This window comes from Variovorax sp. KBS0712, from assembly GCF_006323185.2.
Lineage (GTDB): Bacteria > Pseudomonadota > Gammaproteobacteria > Burkholderiales > Burkholderiaceae_C > Variovorax > Variovorax boronicumulans.
In genome coordinates, this window is the sequence record NZ_VCCD02000002.1 from 869,453 (window position 1) to 882,984 (window position 13,532).

General features: G+C 69.6%; 14 protein-coding genes. All 14 read right to left on the reverse strand.

Annotated elements, in window-relative coordinates:
- Nucleotides 1-16: 16 nt before the first annotated feature.
- Complete coding sequence (locus FFI97_RS20985; RefSeq protein WP_139704350.1) at nucleotides 17-973, reverse strand: WG repeat-containing protein; 957 nt, start codon at nucleotides 971-973, stop codon at nucleotides 17-19.
- A gap of 62 nt (nucleotides 974-1,035) precedes the next feature.
- Nucleotides 1,036-2,067, reverse strand: a complete 1,032-nt coding sequence (locus FFI97_RS20990; RefSeq protein ID WP_139704355.1) for a phosphotransferase family protein — start codon at nucleotides 2,065-2,067, stop codon at nucleotides 1,036-1,038.
- Nucleotides 2,064-2,891 (reverse strand): enoyl-CoA hydratase-related protein, encoded by an 828-nt coding sequence (locus FFI97_RS20995; protein ID WP_139704356.1) that lies wholly within the window; start codon nucleotides 2,889-2,891, stop codon nucleotides 2,064-2,066. Before FFI97_RS20995 ends, FFI97_RS20990 begins: the two co-directional genes overlap by 4 nt.
- Nucleotides 2,892-2,928: 37 nt before the next feature.
- Nucleotides 2,929-4,146, reverse strand: a complete 1,218-nt coding sequence (locus tag FFI97_RS21000) for an ABC transporter substrate-binding protein (protein ID WP_139704359.1) — start codon at nucleotides 4,144-4,146, stop codon at nucleotides 2,929-2,931.
- Between the two features lie 70 nt (nucleotides 4,147-4,216).
- On the reverse strand, nucleotides 4,217-5,503 hold the full coding sequence (locus FFI97_RS21005; protein WP_139704360.1) for an acyl-CoA dehydrogenase family protein: 1,287 nt from the start codon (nucleotides 5,501-5,503) through the stop codon (nucleotides 4,217-4,219).
- Nucleotides 5,504-5,506: 3 nt separating this feature from the next.
- Nucleotides 5,507-5,881: a DUF6285 domain-containing protein gene (locus FFI97_RS21010; protein ID WP_139704362.1), complete on the reverse strand. Its 375-nt coding sequence runs from the start codon at nucleotides 5,879-5,881 to the stop codon at nucleotides 5,507-5,509.
- Nucleotides 5,881-6,897 (reverse strand): phosphotransferase family protein, encoded by a 1,017-nt coding sequence (locus FFI97_RS21015; protein ID WP_260685090.1) that lies wholly within the window; start codon nucleotides 6,895-6,897, stop codon nucleotides 5,881-5,883. Before FFI97_RS21015 ends, FFI97_RS21010 begins: the two co-directional genes overlap by 1 nt.
- On the reverse strand, nucleotides 6,887-7,915 hold the full coding sequence (locus FFI97_RS21020; protein ID WP_409574638.1) for a branched-chain amino acid ABC transporter permease: 1,029 nt from the start codon (nucleotides 7,913-7,915) through the stop codon (nucleotides 6,887-6,889). The genes FFI97_RS21015 and FFI97_RS21020 overlap by 11 nt, the downstream gene beginning before the upstream one ends.
- 4 nt (nucleotides 7,916-7,919) lie before the next feature.
- Entirely contained in the window at nucleotides 7,920-8,792 is an 873-nt protein-coding gene (locus tag FFI97_RS21025) for a branched-chain amino acid ABC transporter permease (RefSeq protein WP_056577629.1), read from the reverse strand.
- 13 nt (nucleotides 8,793-8,805) lie between these two features.
- Nucleotides 8,806-9,525: an ABC transporter ATP-binding protein gene (locus tag FFI97_RS21030; protein ID WP_139704363.1), complete on the reverse strand. Its 720-nt coding sequence runs from the start codon at nucleotides 9,523-9,525 to the stop codon at nucleotides 8,806-8,808.
- Nucleotides 9,522-10,340 (reverse strand): ABC transporter ATP-binding protein, encoded by an 819-nt coding sequence (locus FFI97_RS21035; protein WP_062478152.1) that lies wholly within the window; start codon nucleotides 10,338-10,340, stop codon nucleotides 9,522-9,524. Before FFI97_RS21035 ends, FFI97_RS21030 begins: the two co-directional genes overlap by 4 nt.
- A 93-nt stretch (nucleotides 10,341-10,433) precedes the next feature.
- Nucleotides 10,434-11,612: an acetyl-CoA C-acetyltransferase gene (locus FFI97_RS21040; protein WP_095746834.1), complete on the reverse strand. Its 1,179-nt coding sequence runs from the start codon at nucleotides 11,610-11,612 to the stop codon at nucleotides 10,434-10,436.
- A gap of 112 nt (nucleotides 11,613-11,724) precedes the next feature.
- Nucleotides 11,725-12,501 (reverse strand): enoyl-CoA hydratase-related protein, encoded by a 777-nt coding sequence (locus FFI97_RS21045; protein ID WP_139704425.1) that lies wholly within the window; start codon nucleotides 12,499-12,501, stop codon nucleotides 11,725-11,727.
- A gap of 10 nt (nucleotides 12,502-12,511) precedes the next feature.
- The gene (locus FFI97_RS21050) at nucleotides 12,512-13,531 is read right to left on the reverse strand and encodes a Bug family tripartite tricarboxylate transporter substrate binding protein (protein WP_260685091.1); all 1,020 of its coding nucleotides are present in this window, start codon (nucleotides 13,529-13,531) and stop codon (nucleotides 12,512-12,514) included.
- Nucleotide 13,532: the final 1 nt, after the last annotated feature.

Sequence of the window (13,532 nt, forward strand, 5' to 3'; positions counted from 1 at the left end):
GCTGGTCAGCCAGCGCCTAACGGAGATAGTTGCCGATCCACGTGCCGGCCTTCGTGATGTAGCCACGAACACCATCGCGCACGACCTCGAGCACCTGCGGATCGAACGACAGATCGATGTCGTCGTACACGGGGTCGATGACCACGTCGCCCGTGGCATCGATGCATCCCCATTTGTTGTTGGTGTGCAGAAAGACGGCGAATCCCGCGTAGCAGAAGCTCGACAGGTCGTCGAAGACGGGGTCGATCGCCACATTCCCGGCCGTGTCGATGAAGCCCCATTTCTCCCCGATGCGGACTTTGGCCAGTCCGTTCTTGGCGAAGCCGGCAGCCTCCACATAGCGGGCCGGAATTCGGGGTTCACCGCTCGCGTCCATGTAGCCATGGCGATGGTTGCCTCCCTTGAAGGTCGCCAGCCCGCACGCATCGAACTCATCGAATGTCTTGAATGCCGGGCGCAGCACTTCCTTGCCGGTGACGTCGATGAATCCTGTGAAGTCGGCGCGCCTGGCCTTGGCGAGGCCATTGACGGCGAATGCACCGATCCCGTCGTAGAGGGTCGGAACCACCAGTTCCCCTCGGATATCGATGCATCCGCAGGTGCTTTCCGGGGTGCGAATCATCGCGAGGCCCGAGTCGTCGAACGAGCGGGCGTATTCAAAAACCGACGCGAAGACCTTGCGGCCCTTGGCGTCCACAAAGCCGTGCTGAAACAGCTGTTCCCGGTCGAGGATCACCTTGGCGATGCCCTGGCTGGAAAAAGCCTCGGCCTGATGGAACGACGGGCCGACCACGGTGCGACCCGTTCGATCGATGAAACCGAGGCCGGTTTCGCTTTCGAGATCCAAACGCGCAACCGCAAGGCCGTTCGTGGCAAAAGGCCCGACGTCATGGAACTGCGGAGGAACAACGACCTCCCCTCCGAGATCGATAAATCCGAAGAGGCCGCTCGTGGCGGATCTGATGAGAAGCATGGACTCTTTCGCTGTACCGAGGGACAGTCGAAATGATACGGAGGCTTCTCAGGCGCAGATTTCTAGTCGATCAACGCCACCGCCCGCCGCGCAAACCCCGCGGCCTGCGCGCCCACCTGCACCGCATCTGCCGCCGCCGCGCTGCCGCTCTTCGCGCGCGCCGCGATGCCTTCGAGGATCACGGCGAAGCGGAACAGCGAGAACGCCAGGTGGAAGTTCGTCACCGGCTCGGCGCAGCCGCCGGCCTGCTGGTAGTGGGCGATGTACTCGGCCTGCGTGGGAATGCCCTCGGCCGCGAGGTCGATGCCCTGCATGCCTTCGAACTCGTCGGCGCCGGTGTGCCAGGCCATGCAGTTGTAGGCCACGTCGGCCAGCGGGTGGCCCAGGGTGGACAGCTCCCAGTCGAGCACGGCGATCACGCGCGGCTCGGTGGGGTTGAACATGAGGTTGCCGAAGCGGAAGTCGCCGTGTGCGATGGTGGTCTGGTCGCCCGGCGGCAGGTTGGCGGGCAGCCAGGCGATGAGGCGCTCGATGTTGGCGTCTTCGCGGGTGCGCGAGGCCTCCCACTGCCGGGTCCAGCGGGCGATCTGGCGCTGGAAGAAGTTGCCGGGGCGGCCGTAGTCGGTGAGGCCGACGGCGGCAAGGTCGACCGCGTGCAGGCGCGCCAGGGTTTCGGCCATGGCGAAGTAGTACGCGCGGCGCTCGGCGGGCGCGATGCCGGGCAGCGCGTAGTTCGACAGCACGCGGCCTTCGAGCTTCTCCATGACGTAGAAGGGCGTGCCCACCACGGCGCGGTCGTCGCAGTACAGCACGGTGCGCGGCACGGGCACGTCGGTGGCGGCCAGCGCGCGCAACACGCGGTACTCGCGGTCGACCGCGTGGGCCGAGGGCAGCAGCTCGCCGGGCGGCTGCTTGCGCAGCACCAGCGCGCGGTTGTCGAAGTCGACGAAGAAGGTGGGGTTCGACTGACCGCCGCCGATGCGCGCCAGGCGCATCGGGCCTTCGAGCGCGGGCAGCGCCTGCCGCAGGTGGCGCTGCAGGCGGTCGGCGTCGAACTCGATGCCTGCCGGGGCGGCGTCTGCAGCTGCGCTCATGGCCGGCGGAACACGGGCTCGCGTTTCTCCAGGAAGGCTTTCACGCCTTCGGCGAAGTCGGGCCGGTCGATCAGCTCGCGCTGGCGCTCGGCCTCGTGGCGCATCTGGCCGATGAGCGACTGGCTCGCGGCCGATTCGTACACGGCGCGGATCTCGTGCGCCGCGTGTGCAGGCAGGCGCGCGAGCCGCTGTGCGACGGCCACCGCCTGGGCGCGCAGTTCGGCGTCGTCCACGCAGGCCCACACAAGGCCCCATTGCGCGGCCTGTTCGCCCGACAGGCGTTCGCCGAGCAGCGACATGCCGACGGCACGCGCGCGGCCCACGAGCCGTTCGAGGAACCAGGTGGTGCCCAGGTCAGGCACGATGCCCAGGCGCGGCATGAAGGGCAGGTAGAAGTAGGCCGATCGCGCCACCAGCACGACGTCGGCGGCCAGCGCCACGCCCACACCGGCGCCCGCGGCGGGGCCGTTGATGGCGCTCACCACGGGGAAGGGCATGCTGCGCAGGTCTTCGATGAGGCGGTTCGACATCGCCTCCATCGCGTCGGCCGTGCGCTGGCCCAGGCTGCCGGGCGCGCTGGCGTCCATGCTGCCCAGGTCGGCACCCACGCAGAACGATTTGCCGACGCCGGTGAGCACCACGGCGCGCACCTCGCCCTCATCGCGCACCTCGCCCTCATCGCGCAGCTGCGCGAGCCGCTGGCGCAAGGCCTCCTGCAGCGGCTGGGTGAGCGGGTTGAGCCGCTTGGGAATGTTGAAGCTGAGGATGGCAACGTCGCCGTCGCGCTCGTACAGAAGGGGGTCCTGGTCGTCAGGTTGGCTCATGGGTGGGCTCCGAAGGGCGTGAGTAGGCAAAGGGGGTTCACTTCATGTTCAGCGCGGGCCCGACCGGGTCGAGGTCCACGCCGTTGAAGCGCACGGGTTGCATCGACGCGTAGGCGTGCAGGTCGGCGGCCGAATTGGCCATGGCCACGCCGGGCAGCAGCATCGAGATGCGCGGGCTCTTGAGGGTGCTGGCAGCCACGCGCACGCTCTCGCGCGTGGGGTTGGCGCCGGCCTCGCGCAGCACGTGGGCCATGAGCTGCGCGACGATGTAGCCCGACACGCCGCTGCCGTTGCTCGGGTCGACGCCGCTGGCGTGGGTCTTGAGCAGTTCGAGGTACTCGAGCACCTCGGGGTCGCGGCTCCAGCGCGGGCTCATGGGCTCCTTGTAGACAGCGAGCGCGACCACGCCCTTGGCCTTGTCGGCGCCCGCGGGCTCGAAGGCCATCTTCACGGAGGCGGCGGCAAAGTTGAGGTAGCGGTCGGGCGTCCAGCCCACGTCGGCGACCTTGCGGATGGCCTGCGCGGCGGTGCGCGCGGTGGCGGCCATCACGAGCACGTCGGCGCCCGACGACTTGAGCTGCACCACCTGCGAGTCGACGGTGGGGTCGGTCACCTCGAAGGTGGCCTGCGCCACGATCCTGGCCTTGCCCTGCTTCGACAGGCCCTCCTGCAGGCCCTTGAGCACTTCGCGCCCGAGGTCGTCGTTCTGCATGAGCACGGCAATCTTGGCGTCGGGGCGGTTGTCGATGATGTGGCGCGCGAACACGCGGCCCTCGCCCTGGTAGCTGCCGAGAAAAGGCACGGTCCACGGGTACCTGGCGGCGTCGTCGAACTGCGAGGCGCCCGACTGCACGAACAGCTGCGGCACCTTCTTGGCGTTCATGTAGCGCTGGATCGCCATGTTGGGCGCGGTGCCCAGGTTGCCGAAGATGGCGAGCACCTGGTCTTCCTCGACGAGGCGGCGTGCCACCTCGACGGTCTTGGGCGGCGAGTACTGGTCGTCGTAGATCAACAGGCGCACCTTGCGCCCGTGGATGCCGCCTTGCTCGTTGAGCTTCTTGAAGTAGGCCTCGGCCACCTTGCCGACCACCGAGTAGCCCGACACGGGCCCCGACAGCGGCATGGGCATGCCCAGCACGATCTCGGCGTCGCTCACGCCGGCTTCGGGCTTCTTCTGGGCCAGGGCCGGCAGGCTGGTGCAGAGCGTGGCAAGGCCAGCCACCAGGGCGGTGCGGCGGGAAAGCGGATGAACCATGTCGCGTGTCTCCTTCTGTGTTGCTGAGTGGCCGGGTGGCCTGCGTCGTCAGTCGTCGTCGGAAAGCGGTTCAGGCGGTGGTGGCCCGGTTCGGCCCCATGTAGCCGAAGAGGTGGCCCGCCACCTTGCGCATCTGGATCTCTTCCGAGCCCTCGGTGATGCGGTAGCGGCGGTGGTGGCGGTAGATGTGTTCGAAGGGCTTGTGGCGCGAATAGCCGATGCCGCCGTGCACCTGCATCGCGCGGTCGGCGGCCTCGCACACGAGGCGGTTGGCCCAGTAGTTGCACATCGAGACCTTGTCGGACAGCTGCTTCTCGACCTGCGGCTTGGGCATCTGGTCCATCTGCCAGGCGGTCTTGCGGATCAACAGGCGCAGCATCTCGACCTGCGTGGCCAGCTCGACCAGCGGAAACTGGATGCTCTGGTTGCGCGCCAGTTCCTCGCCGAAGGGCTTGCGCTCGCGCGCGTACTTGACGCTCTCGCGCACGCAGTAGTCGGCGGCGCCCAGGCTCGACGCGGCCTGGCGGATGCGGTTCTCGTGCACGAAGTGCTGGGCAATGGCCAGGCCGCCGTCGAGCGGGCCGAGCACGGCGTCCTCGGGCACCCACACGTTCGTGAAGCTCACGCGCGGGTGGTCGGTGGGCATGTTGAAGGTCCAGAGGTACTCCTCGATCTTCACGCCCTCGGCCTTCGCGGGCACGAGCAAGGCGCTGATGCCGCGCGCGTCGCCGTCGCGCCCGCTCGTGCGCGCGAACAGCACGCAATGCGTGGCGGTGTGCATGCCGGTGGTCCACATCTTTTCGCCGTCGATGCGAAAGCCGGTGCGGCCGTGGCGCACCTCGGGCACGGCGCGCGTTTCCATGTGGGTGGCGTCGGAGCCGTGCTGCGGCTCGGTGAGGCCGAAGGTCAGGCGCACGCGCTCGTCGAGCATGCCCTGGATGAGTTCGTCGCACTGCGCGGGCGTGCCGAAGTCGCGGATGGCGAGCACGAAGGGGTTGTTGGCGACGATCGAATGCTCGTTCTGCAGGTCGTTGTGCAGGCCCAGGCCGCGCGCCGCAAAGTGCTCGCGGATCACGGCCATCCAGAGGTTGCTGCCGTCGCGTCCGCCGAACGCGGCGGGCAGCCCGAAGCGCAGGTGGCCCGCGCGGTCGGCGCGGCGGCGCGCCTCGGCCAGCAGCGCTTCCCACTCGGGGCGCGGCAGGCCGCCGTTCTCGAAGTCGGTGCGGGCCCACTCGCGGCGGTGGTCGAAGAAGCGCTCGTTGTCGTCCTGCGCCTGCAGCGGCGCAATCTCGAGGTCGATGAAGGCGTCGAGTTCCGCGAGGTAATCGACGAGGTCGCGGGGCAGGTCGAAGTCCATGGCTCAGTCTTTCTTCTTCGTGCCGGCGGCATAGCCGGGCTGGTCGATGGCGAGCTTGTCGCGCGTGGTCTGGCGCAGGTGGTCGATCAGGCCGGGGGTGGCGGCGTCGAGTTCGCCTGCGGCGATGCAGGTGCAGAGCAGGCGGTTGGCTTCGGCCAGGTCGGTGGGTGCGCCGGGGCCCAGCAGTGCGAGCAGCCGCGCCAGTTCACTTGCTTGCGCCGTGGGGCCGAGCTGCACTTCGCGCCGCGCGATGTCCAGCGTGTTCGCGGCCACGCGCGCATGGAACGCGACCTGCCCATCGGTGGCCGGCACCACCTGCTCGCGCAGGAAGGCGGCGACGGCCTCGAGCAGCTCGGCGATGTCGGGGCGGTCCTGCATCAGGCGGCCTCTTCCTCGGGGGTGAGCAGCGCCAGCAGGTCCGACTCGGCCTCCGACGCGCGGCGGCCGATGGCGGCCTTCTCCACATCGCGCTCGCGGCCGCTGAGCCAGGCATGCACCATGGCCTCGCAGACGATGCCCCACTTGAGCGTGCCCAGCACCTCCCACCAGCGCACGCGTTCCGCATCGACCTGCCCGCCTTCGGCCGTGTAGCCCTCGAAGAGCTGCTCGCGCGTGCCGAAGCCGCCCACGGGCAGCGCGCCGTGGCCGAAGCGCCAGGAGCGCACGCACATCCAGCCGAGGTCTTCCATGGGATCGCCGAGGTGCGCGAGCTCCCAGTCGAGCACGGCGCGCAGGCCCTCCTCGCCGACCATCAGGTTGCCGTTGCGAAAGTCGCCGTGCACGAGCACCGGCGCGGGCACGTCGGCCGGCGCGTTCGCGCGCAGCCAGCGGAACGCGAGTTCGAACACCGGGCGCGCGGTGCCGTGGCTGCGGTGCAGGCCGATCTGGAAGTCGAGCTCGGCCCGCGCGGCGGCCGTGCGCAGCGGCGGCAGGTGATGCGCGGGCAGGCGGTGGATGCGCGCGATGGCCGCGCCGCACTGGCGCGCGAGCACGCGGCGCGCGCCGGCCAGGCGTTCGTCGCGCACGATGCGGCGGCCCAGGGTTTCGCCCTCGATGCGGTCCATGACGAAGCCTTCGCCGAGCCCGTCGGCCGGCTGCAGCACATGGCGCACGCCGGGCACGGGCACGCCGCCTGTGCGTGCGGCCTCGATGAGCTGCGCTTCCGCCGCCAGGCCCGCGGTGCCCAGCGCGCGTGCGCCGCTGGCATCGGCCGCGCGGCGCAGCACCAGCGGCAGGGCCTGGCCCGCGCCGCCTGTCGCCACATCGAAAGCCCAGGTCTGCTGGCTGGCGCCGCCCGAAAGCCGGCGCACGGCCTGCACCGCATGGCCATCGGGCACGAGCCGCCCGGCCAGCCGCTGCAGTGCGTTCGCGATCAGCGTCGCGTCATCGCGCACGGGCGACGCGTGCCTGGAGCTTGCGCAGCAGCCCGACCACGCCGCCGGGCATCGCGAACATGAAGGCGATCAGCACCACGCCGTACACCGCCCAGGGCGCGGCCTTGGAGACCTTCTCGGCCAGCGAGGGCACGAACATGATGAAGATGGCGCCGAAGATCGCGCCGTACAGCGTGCCCACGCCGCCCACCACGATGCCGACCAGCAGCGAGATCGACAGGAACAGCGTGAACGAATCGGGTGCCACGAACTGCACGGCAATGGCCGACAGCGCACCGCCCACGCCCGTGTACGCGGCCGAGACGCCGAAGGTCATGGCCTTGTAGTGGCTGTTGTCCACGCCCATTGCTTCCGAAGCCATGGCGTGGTCGCGGATGGCGCGCATGGCCCGGCCGCTGCCGCTTTGCAGCAGGTTGTGGGCAATGAAAAACATCACGACCGCGACGAACAGCGAGAACAGGTAGAGCCACTGGTCTTCGTTCAGCGGCAGGCCGAAGGGCGCGGCGGGCTTCATGAGCACGATGCCCTGCACGCCGCCGGTCCAGGCCTCGAGGTGCTTGTACTTGAGCAGCTGCGGCATCGCCACGCCGAGCGCGAAGGTGGCCAGCGCCAGGTACAGCCCTTCGAGCTTGAGCGCGGGCCGCCCGAACAGGTAGCCGACGATCAAACACACCACGGCCGCCGCCGGCACCGTGAGCCAGTACGGCACGCCCGCGTGCTCCATGAGGATGCCGGTGGTGTAGGCCCCAATGGAATAGAAGGCGCCGTGGCCCAGCGAGATCTGCCCGTTGTAGCCCGTGAGGATGTTCAGGCCCAGCAGCGCAATGGCATACGAGATCACCATGGTCGCCTGGAACAGCTGGTAGCCGCGCGCGACGAAGGTGATGCCGATGGCCAGCACGATCAGCAGGCCGACCCACATGAGCGGCGAGCGCGAAGGCTTGGCGGTGCGTGCGCTGGCCGATGCAGCGAGCGGTGCCATGGCGGTCGGCATGGAGGAGGCTTGAGGGGAGTTCATGCGATCAGACTCTCGTGACCAGTTTGCGGCCCATGAGGCCGGAAGGCTTGACGATGAGCACGCCGACGATCAGCACCAGCGCCACCGACAGCTTGAGTTCGGTGCCCACCACGTAGGTGCCGATGAGGTTCTCGAGCACGCCGACGATGAAGCCGCCGAGCACCGCGCCCACGGGGCTGTCGATGCCGCCGATGAGCGCACCGGCAAAGGCGTACAGCAGCACGCCGGTCATCATGTGCGGGTCGAGGAAGACCACGGGCGCGACCATCATCCCCGCCACCGCGCCGATGGCGCCGGCCAGGCCCCAGCCCAGCATGAGCATGCGCCCGACGTTGATGCCCACCAGCCGCGACGAGGCCGCGTTCTGCGCCGCGGCGCGCATCGCCAGGCCCAGCGGCGTGAAGCGGAAGAACGCGAACAGCAGCAGCACCACCAACAGCGTGACGCCGATGGCGCCCATCTCGTGCGCCGACATCATGGCGCTGCCGAACCACGCGTCCGACGGGAACGGGCTCGGGAACTGCTTGATGGTGTAACCGAAGAGCCAGCCCGCCAGGCTGTGGAAGATCACCAGCAGGCCGATGAACACCACCACCACCGACAGCGCCGGCTTGTCGTGCATGGGCCGGATGACGGTGAACTCCACCACGGCCGCGAGCACGAAAGACAAGGCCACGGTCGCGACGAAGGCGGCCCAGTACGGCAGGCCGGCCTGCATGAGGCTCCAGGCGATGAAGGTCGAGAACATCGCCATCTCGCCCTGCGCGAAGTTGATGTGGTGCGTGGCCTGGTAGATCATCACCAGCGCCAGCGCAACGCTGGCGTAGATGCCGCCGGTGGCCAGGCCCGCCAGCAGTTGGTGCAGGAATGCGTTCATCGGTGTGAGGCCCCTATTCGCCCAGATAGGCTTTACGGACTGCGTCGTTGCGGCGGATTTCGGCGGCCGTGCCCGAAAGCACGATGCGGCCGGTTTCCAGGAGGTAGGCCGAGTCGGCCAGGTCGAGCGCGAGCTTGGCGTTCTGTTCCACCAGCAGGATCGACACGCGCTCTTCCTTGTTGATGCGCCGCATGATCGAGAAGATGTCCTTCACGATGAGCGGCGCGAGCCCGAAGGAGGGCTCGTCGAGCAACAGCAGGCGCGGCTTGCCCATGAGCGCGCGGCCGATGGCGAGCATCTGCTGCTCGCCGCCCGACAGCGTGCCGGCCTGCTGCGCACGGCGCTCGCGCAGGCGCGGGAAGTAGTCGAACACGCGCTCCATATCGGCATCGATGCCGTCCCTGCTGGCACGGGCGTAGGCGCCCAGCCGCAGGTTCTCTTCGGTCGTGAGGCCCAGGAAGGTGCCGCGCCCGTCGGGCACGTGGCCCACGCCGGCCTTGGCGATCTGCTCGGTGGAGCGGCCGTCGATGCGCTGGCCGGCCAGCATGATGCGGCCCTCGGTGCTCACCATCATCTGGCACAGCGCGCGCAGCGTGGTGGTCTTGCCGGCGCCGTTGGCGCCCAGCAGCGCCACGACCTGGCCGGTGGGAATGTCGAGGTCGATGCCCTGCAGCACGCGCGTCGGGCCGTAGGCCGCGTGCAAGCCGCGCACCTCAAGAATGTTGGTCGTCATGCCATCGCCTCCGCTTCTGCCTCTTCGCCCAGGTAGGCGCGGATCACCTCGGGGTGCGCACGCACCTCGGCCGGCGTGCCCTCGGCGATCTTCTTGCCGAAGTTCAGCGCCACCACCTTGTCCGACACGCCCATCACGAGGCTCATGTGGTGCTCGACCAGCAGCACCGTCACGTTCAGGCGGTCGCGGATGTCGCGAATCAGCGTGCCCAGGCTTTCGAGTTCTTCGTGGTTCAGGCCACAGGCCGGCTCATCGAGCAGCAGCAGCTGCGGCTCGGCCGCCAGTGCGCGCGCCAGCTCGACGCGCTTCTGCGTGCCGAAGGGCAGGTCGGCCACCTCGCGTTCGGCCACGGCCTCGAGGTCGAGAAAGTGGATCAGCTGGTCGGCCCGCGCCCGCGCCTGCGACTCGATGGCCGCCACGCCGGGCAGCCGGAAGGCGTTGCGCAAGAAACCCGCGTGGTGCTTGCTGTGGCAGCCCACCAGCACGTTGTCGCGCACGGTCATCGTGCGAAACAGCGCCAGGTTCTGGAAGGTGCGCCCGATGCCCAGGCCCGCCATGCGGTGGCGCGGCAGGCGCGTGAGCGGATGGCCGTCGAACTCGATGCGGCCGGCGCTGCACTCGTACAGGCGCGAGAGACAGTTGAACAGCGTGCTCTTGCCCGCCCCGTTCGGCCCGATGAGGCCGCAGATCTGGCCCCTCCGCACGTCGAACGAGACGCCGTCGAGCGCCACGATGCCGCCGAAGCGCACCGACACCGCGTCGATGCGCAACAGGGGGGTGTTCTCTTTGTCTCCGCGATCGGTGTCATGAATCATGCGTCGATCTCTTTTTGTGAGGGAACGGAAAAGGTCAGCGCCGCCCCCGCGGGCGCTGCCAGGTGGCGGCGCAAAAAAGGCCGCCCGGCTTCGTCAGAGCCGTTCGATGATGGTCACATTCGCCATGCCACCGCCTTCGCACATGGTCTGCAGGCCGTAGCGTTTGCCGCGCTGGCCCAGGGCGTTCACCAGCGTGGTCATCAGCTTGGTGCCCGAGGCGCCCAGCGGGTGGCCCAGCGCAATGGCGCCGCCGTTCACGTTGATGCGGGCCGGGTCGGCGCCCAGCGCCTTCAGCCAGGCGATGGGCACGGGCGCGAAGGCTTCGTTGACTTCGTACAGGTCGATGTCCTCGATCTTCATGCCGGCCTTTTGCAGCGCGCGCTGCGTGGCGGGCAGCGGGGCCTCGAGCATGATGACCGGGTCGTGGCCCAGCACGCTCATGTGGTGGATGCGCGCCAGCGGCTTCACGCCCAGCGTCTTCAGGCCGCGCTCGTTCACGACCATGAGGCCGCTGGCGCCGTCGCAGATCTGGCTGGCGGTGGCCGCCGTGCAGCGCCCGCCTTCGGCGATGAGCTTGACGCCGGCGATGCTCTCCAGCGTGGCGTCGTAGCGGATGCCTTCGTCGGTGGTGTGCAGCTCGCCGGTCTCGGTGCCGTCGGCCATGCGCACGGCCACGGGCACGATCTCGCGCTCGAAGTGGCCGGCCTTGGTGGCGGCGATGGCGCGGTGGTGGCTTTCGAGTGCGTAGCGGTCGAGCGCGTCTTTCTCGATGCCGTAGTTGCGCGCGATCATCTCGGCGCCCGTGAACTGGCTGAACTGGATGCCGGGGTAGCGCTTTTCCATGCCGGGGCTCACGTAGAAGCCCAGGTTGTTCTTCAGCGGCAGCGTGGTGGGCAGGCCCATGGGCACGCGGCTCATGCTCTCGACGCCGGCGGCGATGACGATGTCCATCGTGCCCGACATCACGGCCTGCGCCGCGAAGTGCAGCGCCTGCTGCGACGAGCCGCACTGGCGGTCGACCGAGGTGGCGGGCACCGACTCGGGCAGGCGCGAGGCCAGCACCGCGTTGCGCGCCACGTTGGAGGCCTGCTCGCCGGCCTGGCCGACGCAGCCCATGATGACGTCCTCGATCAGGGCGGGGTCGGCATCAGTGCGCTCCACGAGGGCGTTGAGCACCTGGGCAGCCAGGTCGGCCGGGTGCCATCCGGCGAGACGGCCGTTGCGGCGGCCGCCGGCGGTGCGCGCGGCGGCGACGATATAGGCTTCGGGCATGTGAAATCTCCGGTGAGTGATCGGTTCGCGTCCTGCGCATTGTTGGCGCCACGCCGCCGCGCAGCGTCGTCGGAACCGACGATTTTGGGCGCCATGCCGGGCGCCCCACCCCTCACCGGTGGCCGAACACGGGCGGGCGCCGCGTCAGGAAGGCGCGCAGGCCCTCGTGCGCGTCTTCGGTGGCGAAGCGCGCGTGCAGCTGGCGCCGCTCGAACAGGATGCCCTCGGACAGCGACGACTCCCACGCGCGGTTGACCGACTCCTTGATCGCCACCAGCGCCGGCAGCGAATACGCCGCGATGCGCGCGGCCAGCGCCAGGGCCGCGGGCATGAGTGCCTCGGGCGTGACCACGCGCGACACCAGGCCGCAGCGGTCGGCCTCGGCCGCGTCGAGCACGCGCGCGGCCAGGCACATTTCCATCGCCTTGGCCTTGCCGATGGCGCGCGGCAGGCGTTGGGTGCCGCCGGCGCCCGGCAGCATGGCGAGCTTGACCTCGGGCAGCGCGAAGCGCGCCGATTCGGCGGCCAGCACGATGTCGCAGGCCAGCGCCAGTTCGCAGCCGCCGCCGTAGGCCACGCCGGCCACCGCGGCGATCACGGGCTTGCGCACGCGGCGGATGGTTTCCCAGTTGCGGGTGATGAAGTCGTCGCGCACCACGTCGGCGTAGCCCCAGTCGGCCATGGCCGCGATGTCGGCACCGGCGGCGAAGGCGGTGTCGCCGCCGGTGACGACGATGGCGCCGATGCCCGCATCGGCATCGAAGGCCAGCAAGGCGGCGCCGAGGGCGTCCATGAGCGCGTCGTCCAGCGCGTTGAGCTGGCGCGGGCGGTTCAGGGTGATCACGCCGACGCGGCCGTCGACCTGGGTGAGCACGGGGGCGTCGGGCATCGTCATGAACTCAGTCCACCACGATCTTCTGGCGCGCAATCAGCGAGGAGAGCATCGCGCCTTCGTCGGCCAGCAGCTTGCGGAACTCGGGTGTGCTCATGGCGATGGGCTCCGCGCCCAGGTCGCCGTAGCGCGACTTGACGCTGGGCAGTGCGAGCGCCTTGCCGAGCTCGGCGCTCATGCGGGCCAGCACCTCGGGCGGCGTGCCGTTGGGGGCCCACATGCCGAACCAGATGTCGAGGTTGGCGCCCGGGAAGCCCTGCTCGCCCACGGTGGGCACGTCGGGGAAGAAGGGCGAACGCTTGGCGCTCACGATGCCCAGCAGCTTCGCCTTGCCGGCGCGGATGTGCTGGAAGGCGATGCCGGGGTCGCAGACGAAATCGGCCTGGCCCGAGAGCACGTCCTGCAGCGCAGGCGCGGCGCCGCGGTAGGGCACGTGCGTCACCTGCGTGCCGGTGGCCTGCTTGAACAGCTCGCAGGCCAGGTGCGGCGGCGTGCCCGCGCCGGCCGAGGCGTACGAGAGCGTGCCGGGCTTGGCCCGCGCCAGCATGACCAGCTCGCGCACGTCTTTCGCGGGCAGCTGCGGCTTGGCGACGAGGTACATCTGCGTGCGCCCGACCGTGGCCACCGGCGTGAGGTCGCGCGAGGGCAGCAGGCTGGCCTTGAAGAGCGAGGGGTTGGCGGTCTCGACCGAAGTCGGCGCGATGAGGAAGGTGTGGCCGTCGGGCGCGGCGCGCACCACCTCGGAGGCCGAGATGTTGCCGCTGGCGCCGGGCTTGTTGTCGATCAGCACGGTCTGGCCGAGCGACTCCGACAGCGACTGCGCGAGGATGCGCGCCATGACGTCGGTGCTGCCGCCGGGCGCAAAGCCGACGACCACGCGGATGGGCTTGGACGGCCACGCGCCAGCGGGTGTAGTTGCAGGCGCCTGGGCCCAGGCCGCATGGCCGGCGAGCGCGAGGCCGCCCAGTGCGGCCATGGCGCGGCCCAGCCGCCGGCCCACGCCGGCGGCGAATTGCTTCTTGTGCATG